The sequence below is a fragment of the Bradyrhizobium sp. JR4.3 genome (assembly GCF_040547695.1).
In the GTDB taxonomy this organism is placed as follows: Bacteria; Pseudomonadota; Alphaproteobacteria; order Rhizobiales; family Xanthobacteraceae; genus Bradyrhizobium; species Bradyrhizobium canariense.
Genome location: NZ_JBEPQF010000048.1, coordinates 13,649 through 38,882, shown reverse-complemented (window position 1 = coordinate 38,882; position 25,234 = coordinate 13,649). Strand labels below are relative to the sequence as shown.

General features: G+C 59.3%; 23 protein-coding genes and 2 pseudogenes. 8 read left to right on the top strand and 17 right to left on the bottom strand.

Features of this window, described 5'->3' with window-relative positions:
- Positions 1 to 496: 496 nt before the first annotated feature.
- The 4 genes and pseudogenes from ABIB91_RS38130 to ABIB91_RS38115 all read left to right on the top strand — a co-directional run.
- On the top strand, positions 497 to 694 hold the full coding sequence (locus ABIB91_RS38130) for a hypothetical protein (protein ID WP_354172066.1): 198 nt from the start codon (positions 497 to 499) through the stop codon (positions 692 to 694).
- 33 nt (positions 695 to 727) lie between these two features.
- A complete protein-coding gene (locus tag ABIB91_RS38125; RefSeq protein ID WP_354129587.1) occupies positions 728 to 937 on the top strand; it encodes a PRC-barrel domain-containing protein in 210 nt (69 codons plus the stop codon).
- Positions 901 to 1,071: a hypothetical protein gene (locus tag ABIB91_RS38120; RefSeq protein ID WP_354172064.1), complete on the top strand. Its 171-nt coding sequence runs from the start codon at positions 901 to 903 to the stop codon at positions 1,069 to 1,071. Before ABIB91_RS38125 ends, ABIB91_RS38120 begins: the two co-directional genes overlap by 37 nt.
- Before the next feature lie 319 nt (positions 1,072 to 1,390).
- Positions 1,391 to 1,783, top strand: a pseudogene (locus ABIB91_RS38115) (DUF6946 family protein); the annotation flags it as partial.
- Between the two features lie 318 nt (positions 1,784 to 2,101).
- Here ABIB91_RS38115 and ABIB91_RS38110 read toward each other — a convergent pair.
- Both ABIB91_RS38110 and ABIB91_RS38105 read right to left on the bottom strand, forming a co-directional pair.
- Positions 2,102 to 2,293 carry a hypothetical protein gene (locus ABIB91_RS38110; protein ID WP_157158494.1) on the bottom strand — a complete coding sequence of 64 codons (192 nt, stop codon included), beginning with the start codon at positions 2,291 to 2,293 and terminating at the stop codon, positions 2,102 to 2,104.
- 488 nt (positions 2,294 to 2,781) lie between these two features.
- On the bottom strand, positions 2,782 to 3,204 hold the full coding sequence (locus ABIB91_RS38105; RefSeq protein WP_009859223.1) for a hypothetical protein: 423 nt from the start codon (positions 3,202 to 3,204) through the stop codon (positions 2,782 to 2,784).
- Positions 3,205 to 4,205: 1,001 nt separating this feature from the next.
- Here ABIB91_RS38105 and ABIB91_RS38100 point away from each other — a divergent pair.
- Positions 4,206 to 4,466, top strand: coding sequence for a hypothetical protein (locus ABIB91_RS38100; RefSeq protein ID WP_354172060.1), 261 nt, complete (start codon positions 4,206 to 4,208; stop codon positions 4,464 to 4,466).
- A gap of 1,008 nt (positions 4,467 to 5,474) precedes the next feature.
- On the opposite strand, the gene ABIB91_RS38095 is transcribed toward ABIB91_RS38100, so the two are convergent.
- Positions 5,475 to 6,272 (bottom strand): tetratricopeptide repeat protein, encoded by a 798-nt coding sequence (locus ABIB91_RS38095; RefSeq protein ID WP_354172058.1) that lies wholly within the window; start codon positions 6,270 to 6,272, stop codon positions 5,475 to 5,477.
- Between the two features lie 23 nt (positions 6,273 to 6,295).
- Positions 6,296 to 6,916, bottom strand: a complete 621-nt coding sequence (locus ABIB91_RS38090; RefSeq protein ID WP_354172056.1) for a FecR family protein — start codon at positions 6,914 to 6,916, stop codon at positions 6,296 to 6,298.
- Between the two features lie 288 nt (positions 6,917 to 7,204).
- Here ABIB91_RS38090 and ABIB91_RS38085 point away from each other — a divergent pair, with 288 nt between their 5' ends.
- The gene (locus ABIB91_RS38085; protein WP_354172054.1) at positions 7,205 to 9,418 is read left to right on the top strand and encodes a VCBS domain-containing protein; all 2,214 of its coding nucleotides are present in this window, start codon (positions 7,205 to 7,207) and stop codon (positions 9,416 to 9,418) included.
- A gap of 409 nt (positions 9,419 to 9,827) precedes the next feature.
- Entirely contained in the window at positions 9,828 to 10,583 is a 756-nt protein-coding gene (locus tag ABIB91_RS38080; protein ID WP_354172052.1) for a ThuA domain-containing protein, read from the top strand.
- 236 nt (positions 10,584 to 10,819) lie between these two features.
- Here the strand turns inward: ABIB91_RS38080 and ABIB91_RS38075 are convergent, their stop codons facing one another.
- The 7 genes from ABIB91_RS38075 to ABIB91_RS38045 form a co-directional block, all read right to left on the bottom strand.
- Complete coding sequence (locus tag ABIB91_RS38075) at positions 10,820 to 11,200, bottom strand: hypothetical protein (protein WP_354172050.1); 381 nt, start codon at positions 11,198 to 11,200, stop codon at positions 10,820 to 10,822.
- A 266-nt stretch (positions 11,201 to 11,466) separates the two neighbouring features.
- Positions 11,467 to 11,769 carry an H-NS histone family protein gene (locus tag ABIB91_RS38070; RefSeq protein ID WP_157158489.1) on the bottom strand — a complete coding sequence of 101 codons (303 nt, stop codon included), beginning with the start codon at positions 11,767 to 11,769 and terminating at the stop codon, positions 11,467 to 11,469.
- Positions 11,770 to 12,207: 438 nt separating this feature from the next.
- Entirely contained in the window at positions 12,208 to 12,537 is a 330-nt protein-coding gene (locus tag ABIB91_RS38065) for a PilZ domain-containing protein (protein WP_219685528.1), read from the bottom strand.
- A 1,430-nt stretch (positions 12,538 to 13,967) separates the two neighbouring features.
- Positions 13,968 to 14,222 (bottom strand): hypothetical protein, encoded by a 255-nt coding sequence (locus ABIB91_RS38060; RefSeq protein ID WP_354172047.1) that lies wholly within the window; start codon positions 14,220 to 14,222, stop codon positions 13,968 to 13,970.
- 833 nt (positions 14,223 to 15,055) lie between these two features.
- Positions 15,056 to 16,465, bottom strand: a complete 1,410-nt coding sequence (locus tag ABIB91_RS38055; RefSeq protein WP_009859187.1) for a DUF2130 domain-containing protein — start codon at positions 16,463 to 16,465, stop codon at positions 15,056 to 15,058.
- 737 nt (positions 16,466 to 17,202) lie between these two features.
- Positions 17,203 to 17,739 (bottom strand): peroxiredoxin-like family protein, encoded by a 537-nt coding sequence (locus ABIB91_RS38050; protein ID WP_009859186.1) that lies wholly within the window; start codon positions 17,737 to 17,739, stop codon positions 17,203 to 17,205.
- A gap of 74 nt (positions 17,740 to 17,813) precedes the next feature.
- Positions 17,814 to 18,566, bottom strand: coding sequence for a sulfite exporter TauE/SafE family protein (locus tag ABIB91_RS38045; RefSeq protein ID WP_354172084.1), 753 nt, complete (start codon positions 18,564 to 18,566; stop codon positions 17,814 to 17,816).
- 245 nt (positions 18,567 to 18,811) lie between these two features.
- Between ABIB91_RS38045 and ABIB91_RS38040 the strand changes: the two genes are divergently transcribed.
- On the top strand, positions 18,812 to 19,699 hold the full coding sequence (locus ABIB91_RS38040) for a LysR family transcriptional regulator (protein WP_009859184.1): 888 nt from the start codon (positions 18,812 to 18,814) through the stop codon (positions 19,697 to 19,699).
- Positions 19,700 to 20,176: 477 nt separating this feature from the next.
- On the opposite strand, the pseudogene ABIB91_RS38035 reads toward ABIB91_RS38040, so the two are convergent.
- The 6 genes and pseudogenes from ABIB91_RS38035 to ABIB91_RS38010 form a co-directional block, all read right to left on the bottom strand.
- Positions 20,177 to 21,093 (bottom strand): annotated as a pseudogene (locus tag ABIB91_RS38035) (NADP-dependent oxidoreductase).
- Between the two features lie 180 nt (positions 21,094 to 21,273).
- On the bottom strand, positions 21,274 to 21,765 hold the full coding sequence (locus ABIB91_RS38030) for a DUF3788 domain-containing protein (protein ID WP_009859183.1): 492 nt from the start codon (positions 21,763 to 21,765) through the stop codon (positions 21,274 to 21,276).
- Positions 21,766 to 21,842: 77 nt separating this feature from the next.
- Complete coding sequence (locus ABIB91_RS38025; protein ID WP_354172044.1) at positions 21,843 to 22,556, bottom strand: FMN-dependent NADH-azoreductase; 714 nt, start codon at positions 22,554 to 22,556, stop codon at positions 21,843 to 21,845.
- Between the two features lie 40 nt (positions 22,557 to 22,596).
- Positions 22,597 to 23,142 carry a carboxymuconolactone decarboxylase family protein gene (locus ABIB91_RS38020; protein ID WP_354172043.1) on the bottom strand — a complete coding sequence of 182 codons (546 nt, stop codon included), beginning with the start codon at positions 23,140 to 23,142 and terminating at the stop codon, positions 22,597 to 22,599.
- A 34-nt stretch (positions 23,143 to 23,176) separates the two neighbouring features.
- Positions 23,177 to 23,884 (bottom strand): nitroreductase family protein, encoded by a 708-nt coding sequence (locus ABIB91_RS38015; protein WP_354172042.1) that lies wholly within the window; start codon positions 23,882 to 23,884, stop codon positions 23,177 to 23,179.
- A gap of 130 nt (positions 23,885 to 24,014) precedes the next feature.
- Positions 24,015 to 24,971, bottom strand: a complete 957-nt coding sequence (locus ABIB91_RS38010) for an AraC family transcriptional regulator (RefSeq protein ID WP_354172041.1) — start codon at positions 24,969 to 24,971, stop codon at positions 24,015 to 24,017.
- Between the last annotated feature and the right edge of the window lie 263 nt (positions 24,972 to 25,234).

Here is a 25,234-nt window from a genome sequence, read left to right as displayed (position 1 = left end):
GAATCGACTGCCAGCCAGGTACCAGCGGAAAGAACAGCTATCACAATCGCCGCGAGATATTCGGTCCTCATGGAGATGGTCCCTTCATCACCCCCAGAAGCTAACCGGACACTCTCAGAAATGGTTCCGACCAGCCGCGCGGCTCGATGTCTTCGTCCGCAGCGGAAGTTGCTACCCACGGCGCCAGCGCGCCTAGTCGCTCCTAGGTTCCCTCCTTCCGAGTGGAACATTGGCGTCGCGATTAGAAAACGGGAACGAAAGCCGTCTGCGAGCTTTAGAAATGTGAGACCGCCGCTCGCCGGTACTAACACGGCGCATGTCGCGGATAGCCAAAGGTTGCTGACCCGCTTTTCTCTACAAGCGCTCGCGCAAGATAGCCAAAAGCGGCGGTCTCCGGTTCCATTCAAAATCGCCAGCCGCGCCCCGATCGGTTGCGGGGAATCGCATTGGGCTGATGTCGGCGTGCCGGTGGCGTTGTTCTTACCGAGGCTCCGTCATGCCCAACCATATCGACATCGACTATGTACACAGCCCGGCCATGGTTCGAGAGATCGGCGAGAGGCTACGAGCGTCGCTGAAACCGGAGCCGGAATTACCGGCGAACCTTAGGATGCAGATTCGGCTCCGCGAACTGGAAGAGACGTCACCATCGATCATTCCAGCGGCCAAGCGCTGGAACAAGCTGCGCGGTTGAGCCGCAAACGGCTCGGCCGAACATGGACGAGCGCTGTCACCGGTGAAGCTTCGTGCGTCAAGGATTTTGAGTGAGTACGGTGAGGCGCACTCCGAATTGATCGGCAAAGCCGTCGTCCTTAGCGACGGAAAGGCAGGCACGGTCGAGAACGTTTGGCTGGATGAATTGCACGGGCTCCGGATTTCGATTACAGGCCATGATGGAAGATGGCCGGTCTCAACCATCAAGTTCGTGGAGAGCTAGACCATTCGCATCGGCGCGCGCTGCCCAGCAGCGCGCTCCTTTCAGATCATTCCAATCAAGATGAAAAGAGCGATCTCGGTCAGGAAAGTGACGCTCATAATGGCGACCGTAAGGAACGCGTCGCCCGCTGGTAGAGGGGTCATAGATGCCTCGCGCGTTGCGAAGCCCCGAAGCCAAGAGCCAAACTCCCCGACCTTGGGGAATGTTTCAGTTCCAAGCAGGGCGGCGATCGGAAATTAAAAGTCGCATGAGGCGACTTTGGTCGCGCCGCCATCCGGTGGAACGAGATGCCCTACCGCAGTTCTAGTTCCTTGATCGCCAGAGCCGAACTCTGTGCGGCGTCATGAGCGCCGGTTTGCGCGATCTTGATTATCGCCTTAGCGATCATTTCCGTTAGCGGACCCTTTTAAGCATTGGCGTAGTGGCTACTCTGCGCGAACACTCGCGCATTGCTGGGAAGCCGCAGAAGGACTGCCGCCGGAAATCGCCGGGATGTTCGGATTGGCCACCGAGTTGCTCATCGCGATCCCAGAGCACAAGGTATCACTTCGCGATAACGGACGAGAAAGTCAGACGGACGTTTTCGCTCTGATAAAATCGAACAATCGCACCGTCGCCGTCGCGGTGGAGGGCAAGGTCAATGAGTCCTTTGGGCCGACCATAAAAGATTGGTATGTGGACCCATCCGCGAGGAAGCAACAGCGGCTGGCGTTCTTGTGTGATCTGATCGACGTTGCGTGTCCACCACCCGATGATCTCCACTACCAGTTATTTCACCGCACCGCCTCGGCAGTTCTCGAAGCCGCTCGCTTCAAGACCGACGACGCCGCGATGATCATCCATTAGTTCTCGCAAGATTACAAATGGTTTGACGCTTAGAGGAGCTGAAATAAAATGATCGAGCCCTGGAAGGGTGTTGCAACCCGACGCGCCCAGATATTCCGAGTGGTGAATCGTCGCGGCGGCTGTATCGTTTGCGCCAACAGTGATTGAGGGGTTGTTCCGGCGCTCATCAAGTGAGCCCTCCAAATCAACCCGTTCGCTGATACCGTCTGTCATGCAAAGAAGTCCATGCTCAAGACCGAGCAAGAATACAACAGTGCAATCATTGAAGGGTGCATCAAAGAAGGCATCGAGGCTGGCTTTGGAGTTGCCACCGGACGATCATTCCCAGCGACCACTTGGTTTCGTTCGCGCGGCGATCGTCGTCTCGATTTCCTGAACCATCTCTCGCACCCGTTCGGCGAGCCGTTCGAACAGCGCTCGCGTCTGCCTATCCGGTGCAGTTCTCGCCAACCGAGCACAATAGCCTGCCTCCGCTCGAAACTTCTCAAGTTGAGCAATAAGCTCTTCCATTCTCGCTCTTCTACTCGCCCACGTTCCAATAGCTGTTTAGCGGGGACCTACCGGCCGGACACCTGGGAAATTTCCCAGGGTCCCAAGGCTTACAATGGCGGTTGCGCTCCAGGGAGAAAGACGGCTCAAGGGGGCGGGAGCTTAGAGCTTCTAGCGCGACGCTCGACGACGGAGTCACGGTTGCGCTGCTTTTTGAAGCGAGACAGGCGCCAGATGCGGCGCCGTAGAACTACTGTGCCAAGTTGTTGCTGTGCTTAGCCCGCGGCTGTGTTCATCCCGAACGCCGGGTCGCGCTCCTGATCGGCACTCCGCCTATAAAAGCGTTCCCCCGCTCGCGAACCCGGTGAACGATGCCACTCTTGTCGGAGGCATGTTTACAAAGGACCGGCGATCGCACGTCAGCTAGCAACCTCCTCGCGCGCAGATGCGGGCAGCGCCCTCTGAGACCTGTCGCCGTCACGCCGCACGCTGCGTTCCGTTTGTGACTATTATGCAGCCTGGCTTCGACCGCCGTCGATGACCATGAACAGCGCGCGCCGATCAATTGGTGAGCTACTCGGCTGATCAGGCTTTTCAGCGGACCCTACAGGTGGCGTACACTTTTCCAGCAAGCTATCCGACGTTGCCGCTTCTGCTTCGACATTAGCGACGGGAGCTCTCACCTTCTGTTCCATAAGTTCGAGTGCGGCTGCGCCCTTTGCTGTCAATCGCCAACCGAACGAATACCTTTGCACAAAGCCTAAGGAGAAGACGTCCAACGAGGGGAGCGTAGCACCCAGCCGCTTGCTGTAGCTTGCCCAATCAGCGCCGCTCGTTGCCAAAAATGCGAGGTCGCGTTTGATATCCGTAAGCGTCGCCAGCCCATTGGGGTAGCTAGCAAGTACCTTCAAAATGGATACCTGGAAATTCACGACTGCCACTCACCCGGCTATGCCGACCATTTTGTCAGCAGTTCGTGGCACAATGCAATGACTTTGAATGTACAATACGGCTTACTGATCTAGCAGAACTCCGTTAGGCGCGGCATGAGCGATGCCGGATGAGAAGGAAGTCCACGATAGCCTGGCACGAATGTGCTCTGCATACTGGAGGGTGACGAGTTGGCGCCCCTATTGCACGCACGGGAGAGGTACTCGAAGCCGCGCAACATCAGGTCATTAATGGTGACTGACTTCTTCTCTCCAAGCATACCGGCGCATCTACGTTCTCGGTCCAGCGCCGCGTGACTCGACGCAGCCGTGGAGAGCCGGGCAGCAGCGAACTGGGCCGCGATTTTACGAAGATTGAGCGACGGACTTCCCGAGATGCCCCTTACCTCTGATCCATCTGGCGAGTTCGCTGCTGCGAACAATGAAGCGTTGTTCTTCGCGATGTTCGCGGGCGACGACCGCCGCGATGAAGATCAGCGTCCCGCTTCTCGACATGCGCCACATAGTGCGCCGCCTGTACGTCGATGGCCCTGCCGTGGCGAATTTGCACCAGCGCCGCCGGGTCGTGAACGATCAGGACAGCGCGAACGCGCGCTGCCTGCCGCCGTCGTCAACCGCTTTCCAGTCATTGGGTCGGGACGCCGTCCGCTATCGTCTCCGGGTCGGCACGAGCATGGTCACGACCACCGCCACCAGAACAAAAACAAGGACGATGGCGAGTGCTTCAAAGGACCCCATAGCGCTGATCTCCGTCAGGCCAGCCATCTTCCCTAACGTTAACTCATCAGAAGGACGGTCCCGTGCGGCAAATCGCATCGGAGGCGACTACTGTGCGCTTCCGTCTCCGCGCACCCGCCACGTTTCGGGTCCCTCTGGGTGCATAGATAAACGCGGGGACCGCGCGACCGCGCCCCTTCGGCATATTTGCGTTTTTCGTTTTTTGTGTTTCCTTTGCTGCATCTGCTTTTGAAAGGCACGCCGAGATGCGGCGCATCGATCTGTTCGAGGCCACGATGCAGGGCTGGGCGCGGCTCGACGCGGCGCAGCGCGAGCGGTTTTTCCAAGCGGGCCTGAATGCGGCTCAGGCGAGAATTCCGCGCGTGGCTCCTGCGGCGCGTCAGGACCGCGCCGCTCGCGACTCCGGTCGATGCGGCGCGCTAGCAATCTGGGACGGCGACTTGGCGCTGATGCTGAAGAACTGGCCCTTAATGGCGAACGATGCCGATCGCGGGACGCAGCCGTAGGACGCTGCTGCCCGTGTTCGCCGTCCGGTCGGCGAGCGCCACAGCGGTCACCAGCGCCAGCCAACCGCCGTCGGCATGGGCTCGGCGCGTTTCAATCCAATTGCCGTACGCATCGTAACAGTTGTTGTAAGCACCGTAAGCGCCATAGGCCGCGGCACCAACGGCTGCGGCTCCCACTGCTGCCCTGCCGTATCCGCGATAATACCCTCGGCCTGCGACCGGGTAGCCCGGACGACCGGCGAGTTGTACTTGTGTACCGATTCCGACATCTGGCGTGACCCGTACACTCATTGCCACGCAGAACAACTCGAATCGGGCACCTGGTACGTGCACCGTCCCCACTACTCCCTTCAACGAGAGGCTGGAACAGCAAGATCGCGGCCCCCCAGGAGGTCCGGGATTGATATTACCTGCGGTTCAAAGCCGAGGGCCATACATGGCGGTCTCTTGGTGAGGCAGATTTGCAAGCACAAGGGACCAGGAACGGCGTTCACGAGCATTGTGCGCGCTGGGAAGCAGTTTCACTTTCAGAAATGGTCCGATGACGACAGAGAGATTATTAAGTCGATAGATGGCAAGCGAATTGATAGCGGTGACATCCGGCTAGTCGCTCTACCAAGACAAAGGGACGAAGCTATTTGGGTCGGCCCTCGGGTGGGGCTCCGAGCGCGAGAGCCGGATCCAAATAATCTCGAAGGTATTTCATTCCGAAGCGCACCTCTGAGAGCCGCAACCTGGCAGATGGATGGGCGGATGAAGGTTGTGGGTGACTAGGACCGTGCAAGACCCACGCGGCGCACGTTATCCTTCCAGTCCTTCGATCGAAGGTATGGGCTCGGATATGGGCCGCCAAATAGTCCGCTTCAGGAAGCACTGAAGGATAAAGACTTTTTCGGCGTGCATGGCGGAGGGAGAGAATCTGCAAAAAAACTTGCTCGAACGCTGCAGCTCAGGTTCTCTCGGTAGGGGAGAGACGGCATTCTCCGACGGGCACGCGTTGAGGACGGACTACGGTACGCCGTAGCGCGCGAATTCCTCGGCGATGTCGCCCCGGACGGCTTTCGCGGCCGCGACATCGGCTTCTCCCGAAGCCGTCTCGCCGCGGCGGATCTTTGCCCGGCCGCGACCGTACAGCGCGGCGGCGAGCGTGGGGTCGATGCGTAGCGCGGCGTCGTAGTCGGCGATGGCCGCATCGGTCCGTCCAGCCTTGAGGTGGGCGAGCGCGCGGGAATCGTAGGTCGCAGCCGTATGCGCGCCCGACCCGATCGCCTTGTCGCAGGCTTCCACCGCGCCTTGCGGGTCGCCCGTGCTCGCCCGGATCCAGCAAAGGCCGCTCCAAGCCACTTCCATGTCGGCGTTCAGACGAGTCGCGGCGGTGTAGTCGCTTTCGGCGCGTACGAGATCGCCCTTCTTCAGCCAGGCCTCGGCGCGGTTGACGAAGGCCCCGGGGTATGCCGGCTGGAGGGCGATGGCTCGGTCGAAATCCTCCATCGCGGCGTCGTAGTCGCCCGTCCTCAGTCTCGCCGCGCCGCGGTTGTTGACGGGCTTGGCGAAGGTCGGATCGATGCCTATGGCCGCGTCGAAGTCGGCGACAGCGCGGTCGTAGTCGACCTTCGCCGCGTAGGCGATGCCGCGGTTGTTGTGGGCCATGGCCAGGGCCTGTGGCCCGCCACGGCCGGCAGCGATGAAGGCAGAGCAGGCCTCGATCCTCCGGTCGGGGGACGAGGCGGCGTTGCAGAGCTCGACGTTCCGGAATTGACCTTCCGGCTTCCGCGCCGACGCGGGGGCGGCCAGCAGCAGGATCATAACTGGCGCCGTCCCGAAGACCTTCAGCATCCCCGGCAGATGCCGAGAGCGCGGTCGGCCCTCCGCTGCCGGGGAGGCGCAACGGTCGGACCGGCCTTCCGCTTCATGACGGCATCCTTGCCCTCCTCGATCAGGGTGGCGAACTTGACCGTGCCGTCGTCCAAAATCTCGATGTGGGGCGTGGTGCCCCGGATCCCCAACGTCGCCACCGGCGTGTCCACCTTCATGCTCCCGGTCTTGGCGACGCTGCCGGCGACGAAGGTGAAGGTGCCTCTGGTCAGGCTGATCAGGGTTGAATTGTCCTTGCCGTCCGGATCGTAGACGAACTCGCTCATTTCCATGCTGGCGTTACTCGACAGGCTGAAGGAGCTGCCGTCGGCGAAGTTGATACCGAGGCGGCCGTCGGCGCCCGTCCTGACGACGTCGCCCCGATAGACTGGATCGCCGACCTTCGCGCTGCCCCCCTCGTCGGACAGTCTCGCCTGCACAACCGCGGCATCGATATGCTCGATCGTTGCCTTGCCAGCAACGGCCACGACTTTGCCGATTGGCTTGACGTCCTGCGCCCGAACCGGCGCAGGCGGATACGCCACTGCAACGAGCAAAAGGCAGAGAAGTCCTGCGACCGTCCTTTGTCCATGCATGCGTCCGCTCCCGTCCGTGAAGAGCCGCTTCGGCGGAATGATGGCAGAGCGCGCCCGGCGCACCATACCGCATGTCGCGACCGCCACTTTTTAGTCGCAGCGGACGATGGTCCCGACCGCTCAGCGCCAACAAAAGAGCGCATTTGCGCACACCCAGTCAACATTTCGTGAAGGAGCCTGGGGACGACAAAGCGTAGTCTGGTGCGCGGAACCGGAACGTGGGCGGGTGGACTTACACTCGATCGGTCCGGCCGCTTCGGCGGAAGCGGGCAGCATGCGAGGCGTAGGATGTCGCTCGCACGTGTCTTCGCCGGTCTTTGGCCGGCGCAGCACCAACGCAGTCCGCCGTCCGTCCGCGGCGGGCGCGCTGTGGAGTCGCCGGTCGTCGCGGGACTCGGATGGGCCGGAGGGCTGTCCTTCGTCGCGTTGATCCTGACGGCGCTGAAAGAAGCGTGGGCCGCCGATCCCGATCTCGCCTTGTTCGACGACGCTTCCATCACCTACAAGGGGTTCGAGCATGGCACCTTCGAACTCATCACGAAGGAGGCGGTGCCGCGCCACATCATCGTCGACGATCCCGGGCAGACGGTCATCCTGAGCAAGACCGGATCGTCCGTCAGCTTCGCGCAGATCGCCAACAACGCCTCGCGGATGGAGGACCTGCAAAGCCGGCAGCAGGACGTGCTTGACAACTACTCGAAGGAGCATGGGCCGTCCGGATCCGGCACGCCTCCGGGCGAAGCGGTCGATCAGACGCTGCAGCCGATCGATTTCCAGGCGCCGGAGGGGCCCAATCCACAACATGCCCTTCCCGGGCTGGTGGTGCCGGCCAGCTTCGTGCCGGATGGGCCGTTGATCCATTCGCCACCGACACTGACGCTCGGGTCGGGCCCGGTCGAGATCGACACAGTCGCGTTCGATGAGTTCTCGGCGAGCAGCGGCAGCTTCTCGACCACGAGCTTCGGCTCCGGCGCGACCCCGACCTTCGGCATCGCGGGCGGCGCGATCGGCCCTTTCACCGTCGCGGGCGCAAGCTACGACGTCGAGAAGGCCGGCTCCTTCGGAATCCTGTACTTGAACAGCGCGACCGGCGCCTACGCCTACGTACCGAACAACGACGCTATCAACGCGCTGAAGGCGCCGAACGCCGACAGCTTCACGATCACGGCGTCCGACGGCTTTGCCTCGGCAAGCCAAACCTTCACGATCGACATCGCCGGCACCGACGACGCGGCAGCGATAAGCGGCGGGACCGGTGGATCCGTCGCCGCGGTTACAATGGACGCCGCCGCGATTGCGGCGGCGTTCATGGCGCACGACGTCCCGACCGCGACCGGCAAGCTCGCCAACACCGACGTCGACGATCCGACCAACACGTTCACTGCGGTAAGCTCTCCGCATGCTAGCGACAAAGGCTACGGCAGCTTCACGATGACGGCCGACGGGTACTGGACCTACGCGCTGGATCCCGCCAGCGCCGCGGTGCTGGCGCTTACGGCGTGCCAGAACCTGACAGACACCTTCACCGTGACCACGATCGGCGGCACGCCGCAGGTCGTCACGATGACCATCCAGGGCGCCGACGATCCGGCCGTCATCTCTGGGGACACGCATGGTCGCGTGGTCGAAGCGGGCGGAGTCCACAATTCCGCGCAGGGCGTCCCAACCGCGTGCGGCCTTCTGACCGCCACCGACGTCGACGGCCCGTCGAACGCGTTCGATCCCGTCAAATGTCCAGAGTCGAGCGGCCACGGTTACGGCAGCTTCACCATGACCGCGGACGGGCACTGGACCTTCGCGCTCGACAACGGCAATTGCGCTGTGCAGGCGCTGAACGCAGGTCAGTCGCTGATTGACGATTTCACGGTGAGGGCCGCGGACGGTACGGCACAGACGGTGACCGTCACCATCGAGGGCAGCAACGACGCCGCGGTCGTCTGCGGCGATATTTGCGGACGCGTGACCGAGCCAAGCAATTCCTGCGACGACCCCCCACACGCGAGCGGCACCTTGTCCGACAAAGACGTCGACAATCCCGACGACACCTTCACGGCCACGACATGCCCACAGGCGAGCGACCACGGCTACGGCAGTTTCACGATGACGACCTGCGGCACGTGGACATACGTGCTCAACTCCGAGACCCCCGAGGTCCAGGCTTTGAGGCCTTGCGACGCGCTGACCGATACCTTCACCGTGACCACGATCGACGGCACGCCGCAGATCGTGACCGTGGTCATTCAGGGCGCCGACGACGAAGGCTTTCACAACCGGGCCGAGCCCGCGTTCCATTTCGAGGCGGGTGCGGAACTGCAGCATGCCAGCTCGACGGCCCCGGCAGTCGCTTCCTCGGTACCCGTCGCCGCGCTCAATCCGGAGCACGATTCCGCCGCGGCCGCATGGCCCCATCCGGCCGATGAGGCGCCGGAGGGTTGGCGTTTCGACCAGGAGGCTGCTGGCCAGGGCGGACACCTACCCTTCCAACACGATCTGATCCTCTGAGAGCCGCCGACGCCTTCGTCGCGTCCGGACGGATTGGCGTTTTCCGGAGGCGCTCCCATGGTTGCGCCGATCACATTCACGGACCCGCACAACGCGCGCTACTTCATGTCCGCTCCCAGGCACCATAATAATGAATCTTGTAACCTCCAAGGTCATACTCGGAAGGCGACAGGAGCAGCACTTGCAGGATTCGCGATGTCCGTTCCGGGTCAAGGTGCGAAGAACCCGGCCTGAGCAAAACCAGTCCGCTTCCACCCACGAAGCTGACCTCATGAGACGGTTCGCCACTTCGCTGATGGGCCAGCAGCGTTGCATAGGACGCCAGAGGGCGATGCCCCAAGGCCGGTGCTGGGCTGATCTGTGCTAGGCTTCTTCAAAACATGGTTGGTTGGCTTTGGCGGAGGCGATTGTGAGGCGACGTGAGTTCATCGCGCTCCTCGGCGGCGCGGCGGCAATCCGACCACTCGGCGCGCATGCGGAGCGTCCGCCAGAGCGCATCCTCTATTTCACATACTCCGCCGGCTACCGGCATGATGTCATACCGCTTTCCAAGGTAATCCTGACCCAGCTCGGAAGCAATTCGGGTGTCTTTGAAGTCATTCCAACGGAAGACACGTCCGAATTTTCTACCGAAAACCTCGAGCGCTACGCGGCGGTGATGTTCTACACAACCGGAGAACTTCCGATGAGCGAGGCACAAAAGAGAGCTCTTCTCAACTTTGTGCGCTCGGGCCGCGGGTTCCTCGGCGTTCATTCGGCGACGGACACATTCTACACTTGGCCAGACTATCTCGATCTGGTCGGCGGCTACTTTAATGGTCATCCTTGGCATCAGGCCGTGAAGATCGAGGTGGTTGATCCTGGTGATCCCCTGGTGGCTTTTCTCGGGAATTCGTTGCAAGTCGAGGACGAAATCTACCAAATCAGCGATTTCGACTATCGTGGTTCACGCGTGCTCCTGCGCCTCGACCCGAGCTCGGTGGACCTTGGCAAGACCGGCGTGCATCAACGATTCTATGGCTGGCCTCTCACCTGGACCCGGTTCTATGGCGAGGGACGAGTATTTTATTCGGCGCTAGGCCACGAGCCGTCAGTTTGGCAGGACGCCCGCTACCAGCGAATCCTCACGAACGCTATCCTCTGGTCTATGCGAAGGTCGCCCTAGGAGACGCCGCCGCACTTCGCATTTGCGCCACCGCCGGATTCGTCGGGTGGTGTCCGTGCCAGAGGTTCGGAGGGTCTTGGTCTGCGACCTTCCGTTCCGGGTCAAAAGCGGCTGGCGAGCCAAGTTCAGCTCGGCGTCCGGTTCACCAGCGATATTGTTGCAAAAGTCGTTTTTCGCCGATGACCAAAATTCCGCGGGCCGTGGGCGCGACTTTCGCGTACAAGATGCGGGGGACCTCACGGCCTCACGCAAAATTCACAGGCGACTTCGGTAACGCGATTGAGGTCATACGAATCAGCGGTCGCTCGCTGCGTAGTGGTTTCGCGAAAAATCTTGAGCCCTGCAACTTTCGACTTTTGCAACACAATCCCAGCGATAGCGGACATCACGGCGGCTGAACTGCTCTTCGGCTTAGGGACCAGAACCGGACCTTCGTTGCTGGCTTTTTCGCGGATCACAGGTAACGCACAGTATGCCGTATCGCTATCTCGACCTATCAAGCATCCTGCCGCCGTTCGATGCCCGGAAAGCAACATAGCACGGACGACATGGCAGGCGCCCTGCGCGGCTGCACTTGGGGTGATCCATAGGGCCGAGCTGAACGATCTCTCGTTCATCCACCATACATCCGACACGGCACAATACTTGCTACAGTGCGGGAGGCCGATTAGTGCTTGCGGAGTTGTTCCCAGATGGGACGAAAGGTCCGGGCTTCAAAGAAGCAAAAGCGTGTTACGCCGGACCTACTGATCCTGGCTGCTGAGCTTGAGAGGCTGAAACGAAAGCACGCATCAGCAACCGACCTCGAAAAACTTTGGGACGAAGTGCAAGCACTCCGAGAGCAAGTTAGGAAAGCGGAAATCCAACGCCGGCATTGAACGGGCTACGTCGCGGTCCGATCAATACGTAAGTCATCGATCCGTTTTCCAGACTTCAATAGGTTTGTTACCCAGCGAGGCTGCTTACCGCGTCCGGCCCAAGTCTCCGATCCATTTAGTGGGTTTCGATACTTTGGAAGGACCTTGGGATAGCGCCGTCGGGCGCGAACAGTTTGCCGCGTAAGAGACCCAACCGCGCCGCCGAGCTTAGCCAACCGCTCTTCTAGAGCCTTTTGTTTCGCCGCAAGTTTTCCTGGGAGAATGGCCTCGGTCTGGCGGTAGAGATCCCAAAGCTGGTCGATGGACATCTGCGCCAAGGTGTCCCTAGACGGTTTCATATCTTGCTCCCTTTACAGAGGAAACAACGGAAAATTAGGTTCCAGCATTGGAACTTTTTTGTGGTTTCTTAGCGCCTGATCCTCGTTGAGAAATTGACCCTTCGGCGACGACCTGCTTGCGTTCCGCGACATTGCTTCAGCAGCGCTTGTTGCCTACACACAATGGATCGTGACGCCTTGATTTAACACAAGACGATGCCCGCGTTCAGGGCGCGTCGACACGCTGGAGCCCGCAATGGGTCAGGATGCGAAAAACTCAACGTGAGCAAATCTGGTCCGTCATGCCTCGGTGAGCGGACCTCGTGGAGGGGCGCGACTTTGCCGATTGGCCAACACCCAAAACGGCCGCCCTATCCAATCGCTTCTCAGCGCACGCGAGACTTATGTCGAAACATGAGCGAAGGATGCTCAGAGCGGCAGCACATGATTGGTAGTCAAGCCGCACCACGTTGTGGTGTTGCTGCAATCATTCGCCAATTTCGGCGAGCTGCGGCGCAGGACGAAGCACACGCCGCAAAGTGTCTCCTTCCTCCACATGACGCGGCAGGTGAAGGTTTCGGAATGTTCGTCGAACGATAGCGCAAATTCGCTGGCGAATATGTAGTACGGCGTGGAGATGCAGGCTCCCAGGGTGCTGATGTCGCGCACCACGCACGGATGGGTCCCACTCAATCCACCAAACGATAGCCGCGCCGCCCGCTTGATCGGTATCCGCTCCATTGCCCGACGTTCGACCATGGCGAGATTCTCCAAATGAAGAGGTAACTTCCAATCGAGCGATCGCAGCGATCGCGATTGCACCTCTACGTTTTCCGATCCCGCCGAGCCCGGAAAACGGCAATATCTGCACGTTGATCTGCACGGCCCAGGGTAACAAGCAGTATTATTGTCTCATTAAAATTAAACCAGACCGCGTGGTTAATCCGCCGACGTTGGTGCCCACCTTACAAGCAAATGAAACCGCTCAAGGACACGTCTTTTTCCGCGAAAGTGAAGTATTTCACAGCACTTTCACAAACCTGAGCTACTATTAGTTGAACTTAATAGATCATTTTATGTCTCTCGGCCTGACAACGGTGGTTTTTAAATATTCATAATAAGGGGCGTTGATGAGTAGGCGTGGTCAGGGGCACAACCGCATGACGGTTCTGCACGAACGCGTTTGGTTTCTAAGATCTCAGCTGACAGAGCTTCAGAACCTTCGCAGCCGGGTTGAGCAAGCCGAGGAACGAAAAGTCGGCAAACGTTCAAAAGTCACAGGTGTCTCGGCGATGCGTCGCCGATTACGGCGACAGCGGCGTTTTGTTTTCTAGCCGCAAACCGTGGCGACGAACGTGCCGTGGGCTCGCAGCCACGGAAAGCCTTCATCAGAGATCGCTCTGGCCGAAAAAAGCGACCGCGTTGACTTGTTCGGCTTTGGGTCAAAAGCAGGCGGTCGCGGCAAGTGCAGCTCGGCGTCGGTTTACCTTTGTCAGCGGACATCACGCCGCTGAAGCGCTCTTCGGGTTAAGTCATGAACGGACCACCCTTCTCGCTCGGAGACGTAGTCGGACCTCCACTCGGAGAGGTCGCTGTTCTATCCGCGGTTGGTCGGCGGCTAGACCCGTCGGGTGCAACAAATGTTCTTGTTTAGGCGCGGTAGCATCGGCAGTAGTGTGCGTTTGCGCGCCCTGCGTGCGCTCTATCAAAGCTTCATCGAGCAAAATGGCCCGGAAGCGCGTGCGCAACGTCTTCTGCGCGATTGGTTATCTCCACAGCAGCGTGCGCAATATGATGCCGAGGGTTTTTTCGAAGTCACCGGCTCTCACACCGGCCGACGATATCGAATTCATCAGGGCACCATGAGCAATGTTTTGGAGCTTGATGAAGAAAAGCAGCCTAAGATCGGCTGGTGTTTCGTTCCCGAACGGGCTCTGGCTAGGTGGCGACGTGATGCTCGCCCAGAAGATCGCGCTCGAAACCGACGAAGCCGCGGTGCTCGCGCTTGCCCACCGGTTTTCTCCGAGACTGCCCTCTCTGCCCCGAGTAGCGCGGCGCGCTTACTAGGCCTCTCATGGGGGGGGCCACCGCTTGCGACAGCGGCAGCCCTAGCGACGAAGGCGGCGTTTACCTCCGCGGCTACAGGTAGCCTCAACCCGGCGATCGCTTTGTGCAATGTGATCTACCTGTTAGGCCTTACCCGGCGGCTTGCCGGCGTGTTTCGTGACGCGCTTCTGGATATCGGCCATCGTCCTGGCAAACGCTTCGCGCAGATGCTCTGCGTGAGCTGCGTTCTCCGGTTCACTGAGATATGCAATCTTGATCAGCAGCCTATTCAACGGATAGGTGATGCGTAGATTTTCCGAGTGCCGGGACCGCAAGGCCGTGATCTGCCGACGCATCTCGGCGAGATCGAGCGTTTCGTGTTTCGATGGCCTCTTCAATATGAACTCGCGCATGGCCAGCAGAGGCCGACGCGCCGAGTATAATGGCGCGAGGGCTTCGCCTGCGTGGACCCGAACGGGACAATGTCCGGTGCGCAAAGCTAACGCTCCAATGCGCCGCCGCAAGCAAAGCCTGAGATTAAGATTGATGTCAGCGCTGCGAGTTAATTCTGGATCTGGTCAGCCCTGATCTGCTCATGATACTTCTGCCGGGCGGCTGAATTCCGTCGGTTGTTGCGAGCGGTACGTAGTGACGATCGCCCGATTCATCCGAGATGACTAAAACTCCGGAATTGCTGGGCCCGTTCTCTTCATCGATTCGGCCATGAGCTCACGTCAGCGCGTTCAGCGTCATTCAGCCTCAGCGCATCTGGCATATTTCTATGCCTCCGTCATCTAGCGCTATCGTCGTCTCAAGGCAGGGATCCGATTGAACAGAAATCTGTTTGGGAAGCAGATTTGCAAAGTCGCTAGCATGCTAGGCAGGAAGCCGTGAGCACGGCTACTATCAAGTCCGACTCACGTTCCTGCCGCCCGCCGCCCGTTAACCAAGACTATCGAGGCGCCTTAATCTGGACTGATTTGATCAGAACGCTCTGCGGCTCCCGCATAGGAGCGTGCCACGTGATCAGGACCGTCGCGCTTGGAGTAGTTTGCCTGGCTGGCCTCGGTGCAATTGCCGCGGCCGCAAAGAAATCACCGCCGCCGCCACCTGCTGAGATCGTTTTCCCAGTCGCAGCCGGCGACAGGACGTCCGCAATCTCAGCTGAGGCGACCCTGCGCACGCTGTTCAGCAAGTAACGACTTGCATCGAGAACGAAACACTGGGTCGCTCACTCTGCCGCCTCAGCGGCCTGGCTCTTAAGCTCGGCAAATTTGGCCGCCATCGTAGGGTTACCCCGGGTCAGCTTCTTGATCGTCACGTCCTGCGCCTTGTCATTCGCGAGGCGCAGGTTGCGGTCAGCCCCGATCAACGCATCCTTAGTCTTCTGCAGGTGATCGATGGACTTATCGATCTCCGTGATCGCGGTGTGGAAGTGCCGGGAAGCGAGATCAGTGTTCTTCAAGAATCCGTTCTTGAACGTCTCCAGCTGGCTTTCGAACTGGGTAATGTCGATATTCTGGGCCTTTACGAGTGCCAGTTCGGTCCGGTACTTTAGGGAATTGAGCGAGGCGTTCCGCAGGAGGGTAATCATCGGCAGGAAGAACTGCGGCCGGATGACGTACATTTTGGGATAGCGGTGGAAGACGTCTACGATGCCGGTATTGTAGAGTTCGTTGTCGGGTTCAAGCAATGAGACCAGGATCGCGTACTCGCAGCCCTTCTCGGTACGATCGCGGTCAAGCTCCTTGAGGAAATCCTCGTTCTTGCTCTTCGTCGCGGTTTTGTCGCTCTCGTTCTTCATCTCGAACATGATCGAGATGAGCTCGGTGCCGGCTTCGTCGGAATCGCGGAAGATGTAATCGCCCTTGCTGCCGGTCCGCGCGTCGTTGTCCTTCTCGAAATAGGCCCGCGGAAACGCCATCGAGCGCACCCGGTTGAACTCGGTCTCGCAGTGCTGTTCGAGGGTCTCGCCGACCATCTTGGTCGAGAGGCGGGCCTTCATATCTTTGAGGCGTTCAATCGCGTCATCCCGATCCTTGATCTGGGTTTCGTATTTGTCCTTGAGCGACTGCTCGGAAAGCTGCTTTTCAAGCTGGACTTGCTTGATGCCGTTTTTCAGCTCATCGCGCTCTTTTTCAATGGCGCCGACGGCTTCGGTCACGGCGAGCTTCTTCTCAAGCTCGACGGCTTGAAGCTTAGCCTTCAGCTCCTGGATTTCTTTTTCCTTGGCGGCTGTGATCTTGTGCTGCTCGCTGGCCAGAAGCGCCTCTGCAAGCTCTGAGGCAGCCTTCTTCTCGCGTTCCGCTTGCGCGAGGGCGTTCGCAAGCCTGTCCCGCTCTTTTTCCACGGCACCGAGCGCTTCGGTGACGGCAAGCTTTTGAGAGATCTCACCCGCCTCCAGCTTGGACTTCAATTCCTGGATTTCGGCATCCTTGGCAGCGGCGGTCTTCTGCAGATCGCCGCCAACCTGGGCTTTGGCCAATTCAACAGCGCCCTGCTTGTCGCGCTCGGCCAACTCCAGCCGTTCGTGCAGTTGCTTGGCGAAATCGGCGTCGCGGACCTGCTTCAGAATCTCGGCATAGCCGGATTCATCAACCTTGAAGGCCTTGGTACAGTGGGGGCAGATGATCTCGTGCATGGTCCTGGTCGCCTGGGGCGCTGCTGTTGTCATTCAAACAAGGCAAGGGGCCGACAGAATCGATCCTGCTCATTGAGAACAAAATTAGAACATGAAGGTTTTGACGGTCAAGTAAAGCGCCGGAATTCCGGGCATTTTCAGCCGGAAATCCACTGGTTTCCCGCTATCGGCAGGCGTGGCCTGCTTATCCATCCAGCCTAAAAACGGCAAATATCGATTTCCTTGCGATGGGCCGTCCTGCGGAGAACAAGGTGGCCTACGTGCTAAGCTATGGCAAATCAGCAAATGCGATTTTGCGCTTTCACGGCGGTGATGGACTAAGGAAAGGAAAACCGATTTTCCCTTCCCTAGGCGAACTGTGTGGGTGCTGCTGAATACGATTCTACGTTTCAGACCGCCGGGTACACGACGACCTGATCGCAGCGCCGGTGTTCGCTTGCGGGATAAACGCCTCCGCCGCGGCCTCAGTCGGTGCTTCGATCGACCAATGCCAATAAATCGGCTATCGGGCTCCATGTAATTGATCCAGGGGGACGTCTCTCGGACGGTAAAGCGACGCATCGAAACCTTCTGAAAGTAAAACCGGCGAATCATCAGATTCAATCGCCGGCCTTTCAAGCGGAATTGTCCCGCGTTGAGAAAATGGCTCGTGGGCTGTTCGATGATCCCACGTTGAGCAAGCGGATCTGCGAGATGCAGAAGCTAAGTGGCACCCTCGCCAAGCTTCAGAGACGTGTTCAGACCGGCCCTGTGTATTCGCCTCTCGCCGGGTAGTCATTTTTGATGATGTAATCGACGGCTTGCACCATCTCGCCGAAATTTGGTCGAACGAACGGCATCGACTGTACTGAAAGATAGTAGATCGTCTGATCGGGTTCGATCAAAAAAACGCCGGGCTCCGAAAATTTCGGCGGCTCCTGTATGTCGATTGAGCTTTTCCCACGCGAGGCCGAGATATAGAGACCCCATTCGCGGGCCGCTCTTAATTCCAAACCATAACCAACTCGCAGGTTCTTCGCCGCGATCTTTTCCGCCATCTGACGCGCCCGCACTTCCCCGTCTGAGCTGATGGCGATCGTTTCGACGCCGCGCTGAGCAAAAGCAGGCGTCAGGCGCTCCAACTCCTTCAGGTAGTTTGCGCAAATGGGGCAGTGCAGACCGCGATAAAAGCAGACGAGAGTCAGGCGCTCTGGTTTTTCCGCAGCAAGATTGAAGCGTCCATGGTCAAGAGTTTCGATGATCAGCTCCGGGGCTTTCTGGCGTGGTACGATCATGGAAATTCCTTCGCGGAGATTCAGTGAATCTGATGGAACGGACGGGCTTACGATCTGGGGCATCGCCATCTGCCTCAGAGGAAGAGTGGATGAACGGCCAGTTCAAGGCCAAGAACTGCGAGGAGAATAAGGAACCAGCGTCGAAAGGTTGCGGCGCTTATGCGCTCGCGGACTATTGTCCCGACCTGCATGCCCAGCAACGCGGGAATGACCGCGAGGGCGGACAAGGTAACATTTCCAAGATGAAAAGCTCCGCCACGAGCCAAGCCCGCTGCAAGTGCAATTGTTGACACTGTGAACGACAGCCCCAGGGCCTGGATAAGATCGTCTTTGGAAAGCCCGAGAGCCTGAAGATAAGGAACGGCGGGAAGCGTGAAAACCCCGGTTCCTCCATTGATCAACCCGGTTGTCAACCCAATGACAGGCGCCAATAGACCCTCGAAGCGCACAGGAACCGACAATGGCTTCGCAGACAAGCCGTGCACCGCATAGACAATAAGGGCGGCGCCCAATCCAACACTTGCGAATACCGTATTGGCGCTCGTCAGAAGCCATGAGCCGGCGAGTGTGCCAACCATGATGCCGAGCATCATCACCCAAAATCTTTTCATCAGCGCCAGGAAATTCGGCCCCGTAAAGAGCTGCCAAAAATTAGTGACAAAGGATGGAATGACCAGCAGCGAAGCGGCGCTGACTGGCGACATGATCGCACTGAGGACGCCCATAGCCACGGTTGGCAGGCCCATGCCGGCCACCCCCTTGACGAACCCGGCGACGAAAAACGTCAGCGCGATAGCCAGAACATGCGACGAAAGATAATCACTCATTCTGAGCCACTCGGTCTGGGCCGTATTGCGGTTGAAGGCTTCGTGCGGGCCGATGGCATCCGCGCTAATATCGCCTGATGGGATGGTGATAAACCCCGTTCGGGCCGAGACGCCACCCTCCAATCGCTTGTGCTCTCGTCACAAATCGGCAAAAATGGCGTCGCATGGTGTAGAGTACGCGCACCGGCCGAACCTCACAATTGGCCATTTCCGATGGGTGGTTTCGGCCGGGACGAAGGCAAAGAATGCGCTTCGATTTGACGGACATGCGGTTGTTCCTGACCGTGGTGGAGCAAGGCAGCCTCACCAAGGGCTCAGAGACCATGAACTTGGCGCTCGCTTCCGTGAGCGAACGCATTTCCGGAATGGAATCTTCGCTTGGCGCGCAGCTCCTGGAACGAAATAGGCGGGGGGTCACTACGACTGCGGCCGGTAACGCCCTCGTTCGCCATGCCCGCTTGATCCTGGACCAGGTCGAGCAGATGCGTGGAGAACTGCGCACCTATGGCACTGGCCTGAAAGGGCGCATCAGGCTGTTGTCCAACACGGCTGGGTTGGCTGCTTTTCTACCGCATCAACTCGGCCAGTTCTTGGTGGCCTATGGAGATCTTTCTATCGACCTCCATGAACGGCCAAGCACTGAGATTGCACTGGCCATCGCGGAAGGTCGTGCTGATTTGGGAGTTGTGGCCGACATCGCAGATTTGACAGCATTGCAAACTCGCCTAATCGCTCAAGACCAACTCGTCGTTGTGACGAGTGAAACTCATCGCATCAGCGATCAACGATCGATAGCCTTTGCGGAAATCGTTGGTGAGCCGTTCGTCGGCTTGTCCGATGCGGCGCTGGAAGCTCATTTAGGAGAGCGCGCAGCCCGTCTAGGTCGTCAGATTTACTATCGCATTCAACTCAGGCGGATCGAGAACATCGCGATGATGGTTGAATCAGGTGTAGGGATCGCAATCTTATCGGAGGCGTCAGCAAAAGATTTGAGGCATCCTGGTTTGGCGATAGTACCGCTGCAAGAACCATGGGCGCTTAGGAAACTTTATCTTTGCGCGCGTGATTTCTCTGCGCTCACGCCGCACGCCGGTTTGCTCGCGCAAAAGCTTATGGAGCCGGAGCGATTATAAACTAACCAAACTTATGCGTATTTATCAACAATCTAGAGGCGCTAGACAGTCTATGCCATGAAAACTGCCATGCTCCACGACTTTCCTGCGCGATTCTTCGCTTCGTCGGTCACGCAGCGCCTCGTGCGGCCAGCGCGAAAAGATACCATCACCGCTTATCGCACACGGCCTACGGACCCGTCGTGCTTGTTGCTTCTCGCCCTTAATTCAAGATCAGCCCTCTTGCGTTTGATAAGACGCTATCGAATGAGTGCGCTTCGCTGCGGCGGTGTGGTAAGGCACACAGCCAGCAAAGATCCGAGATGGTGACGAGAAGACAACGGCGTCATGGCTCGATGCGCCAAGCCCATCCACCAGCTGGTATCGAGTCCGGCCCGTTCAGGTCCAGCGATTCGATCACAGCCAGGCGACTCGTCGAAAGCCTATGCGCGCCCGCTTTCGCGGGCGACATTGTTGCAGCTTTGACTCCGGCGGACGTCACGAGCGAACGCGGATGATCGTTTTCCCCGCGCGCCGCTCAGTCGAATTGAACGTGGCGACCGCGTCGTCCAGGGATGAGACCTTGCCGATATTTGTCTGCAGTCTTTCATCCCGCACTCGCTGAACGATCTCGGTCACTTGGGCACGATCAGCCTCGACGACGAAGTCGATTGCTAAGCCATCGGCAGGTCGAATATCCGTCGGTCCGACGAAGTCACAAGCGTGCCGCCTGCACGGATCAGCGCTGCCGATCGCTTCTGCATATCCCCGCCAATGACGTCAAACACGAGATCGACGCCGCCGACGTCCTCCAGGGTGTCATTCACAAGATCGACGAATTCATTTGCACCGAAGTCGAGAGCCTTCTGGCGGTCGGCGGCGCGTCCAGTGCCGATCACATAGGCACCCGCCTCTCGGGCAAGCTGCGTCACCATCGAACCGACGGCACCGGCCGCGCCGTGCGCAAGCACGCTCTGCCCCGCCTGAAGGCGGCCGTGCTGAAACAATCCCTGCCACGCGGTCAGTCCCGAGATCGGCAGGCTCGCCCCCACGGTGAAATCGACATCGCCCGGCAGCGGCGCGAGGTTGCGTGCCTCCATGGCTACATACTCCGCCAGTGCGCCGTCGCGATGCCAGTCCGACAGGCCGAATACCCGTTGACCGATTGGCAGCCCCGTGGTGCCGTAGCCTAGCGCGGTGACCACACCGGCCAGTTCGTGACCGAGGATCGACGGCGTCCGGTCGCGGAAAGCCCGATCTGCCCAGGTCGAAGGCCACTCCAGTTCGGTGTTGACGAACCCCGCCGCGTGAACCTGTACGACGACATCATTTATCGCCGCCTGCGGCTCAGGCCGCTCCACCAGTTGCATCCCGGCCGCTCCCGCAGCCTGGTCTGTTACCACAATTGTTTTCATCGAATTGTTTCCTCAAGTTATATTGCAGGCGCGGAGGTCATCTTCGATCTCTCACTCAATTAGTCGCCAGCCCGATGCCTTCCGCGACGAGCTTGATGTCGAATTGCTGTGTGATATCGGCGAGACCGCCGCTCGCGTTCCTAGGAGCCACCGCGCGGCGAACTAGCATTTTCGTGAACTTCACCCGCGCGACGGTGGCGGGCGCTTCATAGCCAAAAGCTCCGTCACATCATGCAGATCATTTTCCGACGAGATGGCAATCGTCAGCCATTTCCCGTCTATGTATGTTGTGGCTTCATCGTAGAGCTTGACCAATTGCGGTCGCCAGACATAACGCCGCTCCTCAAACTTCTCTCGTTCTGCTCCGCCCATGACCACCACGGCCGAAACCCGCTTGTATTCCGGCAGCAAGGTGCAGAACGCCTTGGTCTTCTTGTAGCGCAGGGACCAACCGCGGTTCTTGCCGCCGTAGAGCCAGTCCGGCGCGAAAACTCCAGGGTAGAACTCGTCGATCCAGTTCCGCAGCTCGGCCCAATGCTCGAACGCATCTGGTCCGATCCATTCGCGGACGGTGCCGTCATCGGGTGGTGCTGATTTGTCGGTGATCCTGTCGCCGATTTGGGGAATTGTCTCGCCAGCGGCTGTTACTCTCGTACCTGTACGTAACATCATCAAAAGACCTCGTGTTGATAGTCCGGCGGAGGCCGGAGGATTATGATGCGGGCGTGCCATGAACTTGCGGCGCGCCATCAGAATGCTGCTAGCGCGACGCTCCCAAGAGCAGGGCGTCTTGCATTGCGATACGGTCTACCGATGTCTGAGAGCACGGCAGGGCAACCATGGAGGGGTCGAAGTTCTCGTATGACCGTCAGATCGATCTCTGCCAGGGCCTTCTCTCTCGCGAATGTGGCCTGCTCCCGGTCAATGAACCCGGTGGCTTGTACCGAGAGAAATTGCAGGGCTTTTAGCCCAATGGAGCCAAATGCCAGAGACAGATATGGCGTGAGAAAATCGGGCTGGTTTGCTCGGTCCCCGGAAAAGACGCCACCGGAAGCGACGCCGATAAACACCGGACGGTCCGGGAGCATTCCGACCTTCCCGGCGGGCGTCGACATCATCGTGCGATCGACGCGCAAGATTTGATCGATCCACGCTTTGAGAACCGAGGGAATAGTAAAGTTGTGCATGGGCGTCCCGATGACAATCACATCGGCCGCTTCGACTTCCTGAACAAGCGCTTCGGAAACATCCAGAGCGCCCTTCGGTGGGGCCGCCAAGGCGGCCGGCGACGACAGTGCGACCGCGTAATCAGCCATGGCGTGAGGCAAGGGTTCAGTCCCTAAATCACGCCGAGTGATACCCGCCCTGGGCGCAACCTCGAGAAGCCTTTCGACGATCGCCGCTGAAAGCTGGCGGCTATGCGATTCCAGGCGCGGACTGACATCAATATGCAGGATGTTCATGTGATTGTTCCAATAGCTTCACGAGGGTGCGGGACCGAGCTCAGATCGAGCCGGCCGGCGTAACGGTGGGAAAGTCCTTCTCGTGATCGAACACGTTGTTGAAGAAGTTCGTCAGCGAGTACATGGCCACAAGCGCGACGATCTCGATGATGTTCGCATCGGTGTAACCAGCATCGCGGACGGCTTTCAGATCAGCGTCGTGGACGTGGCCGCGGGTCTCAATGACTTTGCGTGCGAACTGGACGGCAGCGTCCCGCTTCCGATCCTTGGCGTGACCCCTTCGGGCCAGAACGATGTCATCGGCCTCCAGCTTGGCCATATGTTCGGCTGTAAAGCTGTGAACGGTCAGGCAGTAGTTGCAGCCGTTCACTTCGGAAACGGCGAGCCCGATGCTGTCTCGCGTCTTTACGTCGAGCGCTTTGCTCAGGGATCCGAGCAGGGTTGCCCAGGAGTTGAACGCGATCGGGCTCTGCGCGAAGGCTGCCATCATATTTGGGGTGAACCCGATGTTCTTAGTGAACGCATCGAGAGTCGGTTTCGATTCAGGCGGCACCTGTTCCGGCTTCAGAGCGGCAATTCTTGACATCATTGTCTCCATAAGATCTCGAGTTGATTATTGATTATGCAAAGTCCAAGACATCAACCATGGGCAAGCGGGGCTTCTGCGGCCAGTTGCCAGCTCGCTCCGGCCCAACGGTCAATAGCATGACCGGCACTTCGTCTTCGGCCAGGCCGAACTCGCGGTGCACCGCATCGGAGTCGAAACCGATCATCGGCGTTGAACCCAAGCCCAGCGAACGGGCCGCGTAGATGATCGCCGCGCTGCCAAAGGTCGCGGAGCGCACGGCTTCGTCGCGCTGGCGCTGCGGCTGATCGTCATACAGACCGCGAGCTGGGATTTCCCACTCCGGCACCAGGTGCGCCGGCATGATGCCGGCTTCCACCACGGGCGCCAGACGGTCGGGGACGGTGCTGGCATCGGCCAGCCTACCGATGATGATGAAGGTCACAGCCGCGTCGGTGATCGCGGGCTGATTCCAGGCGATCGGACGCAGCCGTGCCTTGGCTTCTGACGAGCGTACGGCTATGAAGCGCCAGTTCTGCAAGTGGAAGGAGGTTGGCGCGGACGTGCCGATACGCACCAGGTCGCGGATCTGGTCGTCGCTCAGCGTGGCGGTAGGTTCGTAGTACTTGGCGGCACTGCGGCTCAGGATCGTTTCGATGACGGCGTTCGTCGCGAAAGCGTTTTCGCTCTTCCGGGTCTCCCCGATGACTTCGACGGCTACGCGGGTTGCGGGTCCGGTGGTGGCAAGGCTGATGCAGTTCATTGGATGGCTCCCTCATCAAGTGATTACGGAGCCTAATCTACGGGGACGAATGATAATTTCGAGGCTGGATTGGCGCAAAATGATGCGCGAAAGGATCAGACTGCGCCTTCTGAATCCCAAGGCGCCCGCCTTACTCGCCCTTGTGCGCCAGTCGCCGCCACTCCCCGGGCGTCATCCCCATCCTTTCGGCGAAGACATGCCGGAATGCCGAAACGGATTGATACCCAACGATCTCGGCCACGGCCTCAGTGCTGATCCCTGGCTTCTTCAACTCGTTGGCGGCCAGACTCATGCGGAGATCGGTCAACAAATCGAGGGCGGAGCGACCCAGCTTGTCCTGGAACTGGCGCATGAACGTAGCGCGCGACATCCCGCACAAATCGGCCAGATCGGGCAGTTTCCAAGGCCGCGCTGGATCCGCAAACATCGCCGCAACGGCTGGAGCCAGTCGCGGATTACCAGCCACGGCCAACAAGCCCTCGGCCGATTTTCCGGATTCGCTCGCGGCGCGCAGGACGAGAGTGAATAGGACCGAAGAGAGCGCGTTGAGAATGGCGCGCCCTCCCGCCCTGTTACCAGCGGACTCCATTCGCATCAGCCCGACAAGTCCGGCAAGTTGGTTGGATGCGGACCCGATGCCCTCTTCTCCACGGCTGTCCACAGCCCGTGTCACCACATTAGCGGGCAGGTAGTTGCGGATCAGTCGATCATGGGGTGGCGCGACGAAAAACCGTCCGCACAGCAGATCCAGTTGCTCACCCCGCCCATCGTTCTCGCTCAACATCCATCCGGCAGAGCCCCGGCTCTCGTGAGTACGGACCGGCGTTTGGCCGCTGCCGTCGTGCAGCACATGCGCAGCACCATGAGGGAGCAGCACGATATCCCCGTTCACTAGCTCCCACGCTGTTCTCGACTCCGGATCCTCGAGAATGGCCCGGCCTCCGACAATAACGTGATAGGGAATTTCATTCGGCGCTGCCCTGGCCCAGGTAGCACGCCATGGCGCGCCGTACGCGCAACGGACTTCGAGCTGGCCGGTAACGGTCACGATTTGCAGGAGATGGCTAAGCCAGTCCACTTCAGACATTGGACCTCGAACACTGGAGATGGTGAAACAGCTTATCGTAACTGTGCATTAGTTCCAGCTCTCCATGCCTTGGCGGTTGGCGCGATCGGCCGAGCCGTGTGGATGCATAAGCGTTTCGGGGATCCTCGGGCCAACGAACCGTCAAGCATCTTCACCTAGCCGCCGCACGTTCTAAGGTCTTGGAAATAGACTCAATGCATTCTTCCTTATCGTTGTTCATTGTCAATTTTCTGCTTCTGCAATGGAGAAGCCCCGCCGCTAAT

What these genes read in the sequence shown, in the direction of transcription:
- ABIB91_RS38040 (WP_009859184.1), top strand. Translation starts at nt 18,812, where the DNA reads ATGCGCTTCGATTTGACGGACATGCGGTTGTTCCTGACCGTGGTGGAG.
- ABIB91_RS38090 (WP_354172056.1), bottom strand. Translation starts at nt 6,916, where the DNA reads ATGCATGGACAAAGGACGGTCGCAGGACTTCTCTGCCTTTTGCTCGTT.
- ABIB91_RS38095 (WP_354172058.1), bottom strand. Translation starts at nt 6,272, where the DNA reads ATGATCCTGCTGCTGGCCGCCCCCGCGTCGGCGCGGAAGCCGGAAGGT.
- ABIB91_RS38075 (WP_354172050.1), bottom strand. Translation starts at nt 11,200, where the DNA reads ATGAACGAGAGATCGTTCAGCTCGGCCCTATGGATCACCCCAAGTGCA.
- ABIB91_RS38050 (WP_009859186.1), bottom strand. Translation starts at nt 17,739, where the DNA reads ATGATCGTACCACGCCAGAAAGCCCCGGAGCTGATCATCGAAACTCTT.
- ABIB91_RS38100 (WP_354172060.1), top strand. Translation starts at nt 4,206, where the DNA reads ATGCGGCGCATCGATCTGTTCGAGGCCACGATGCAGGGCTGGGCGCGG.
- ABIB91_RS38045 (WP_354172084.1), bottom strand. Translation starts at nt 18,566, where the DNA reads ATGAGTGATTATCTTTCGTCGCATGTTCTGGCTATCGCGCTGACGTTT.
- ABIB91_RS38120 (WP_354172064.1), top strand. Translation starts at nt 901, where the DNA reads ATGGCCGGTCTCAACCATCAAGTTCGTGGAGAGCTAGACCATTCGCAT.
- ABIB91_RS38130 (WP_354172066.1), top strand. Translation starts at nt 497, where the DNA reads ATGCCCAACCATATCGACATCGACTATGTACACAGCCCGGCCATGGTT.
- ABIB91_RS38065 (WP_219685528.1), bottom strand. Translation starts at nt 12,537, where the DNA reads ATGGTCGAACGTCGGGCAATGGAGCGGATACCGATCAAGCGGGCGGCG.
- ABIB91_RS38025 (WP_354172044.1), bottom strand. Translation starts at nt 22,556, where the DNA reads ATGAACATCCTGCATATTGATGTCAGTCCGCGCCTGGAATCGCATAGC.
- ABIB91_RS38010 (WP_354172041.1), bottom strand. Translation starts at nt 24,971, where the DNA reads ATGTCTGAAGTGGACTGGCTTAGCCATCTCCTGCAAATCGTGACCGTT.
- ABIB91_RS38070 (WP_157158489.1), bottom strand. Translation starts at nt 11,769, where the DNA reads ATGTCCATCGACCAGCTTTGGGATCTCTACCGCCAGACCGAGGCCATT.
- ABIB91_RS38110 (WP_157158494.1), bottom strand. Translation starts at nt 2,293, where the DNA reads ATGGAAGAGCTTATTGCTCAACTTGAGAAGTTTCGAGCGGAGGCAGGC.
- ABIB91_RS38015 (WP_354172042.1), bottom strand. Translation starts at nt 23,884, where the DNA reads ATGAACTGCATCAGCCTTGCCACCACCGGACCCGCAACCCGCGTAGCC.
- ABIB91_RS38055 (WP_009859187.1), bottom strand. Translation starts at nt 16,465, where the DNA reads ATGCACGAGATCATCTGCCCCCACTGTACCAAGGCCTTCAAGGTTGAT.
- ABIB91_RS38030 (WP_009859183.1), bottom strand. Translation starts at nt 21,765, where the DNA reads ATGATGTTACGTACAGGTACGAGAGTAACAGCCGCTGGCGAGACAATT.
- ABIB91_RS38085 (WP_354172054.1), top strand. Translation starts at nt 7,205, where the DNA reads ATGTCGCTCGCACGTGTCTTCGCCGGTCTTTGGCCGGCGCAGCACCAA.
- ABIB91_RS38020 (WP_354172043.1), bottom strand. Translation starts at nt 23,142, where the DNA reads ATGTCAAGAATTGCCGCTCTGAAGCCGGAACAGGTGCCGCCTGAATCG.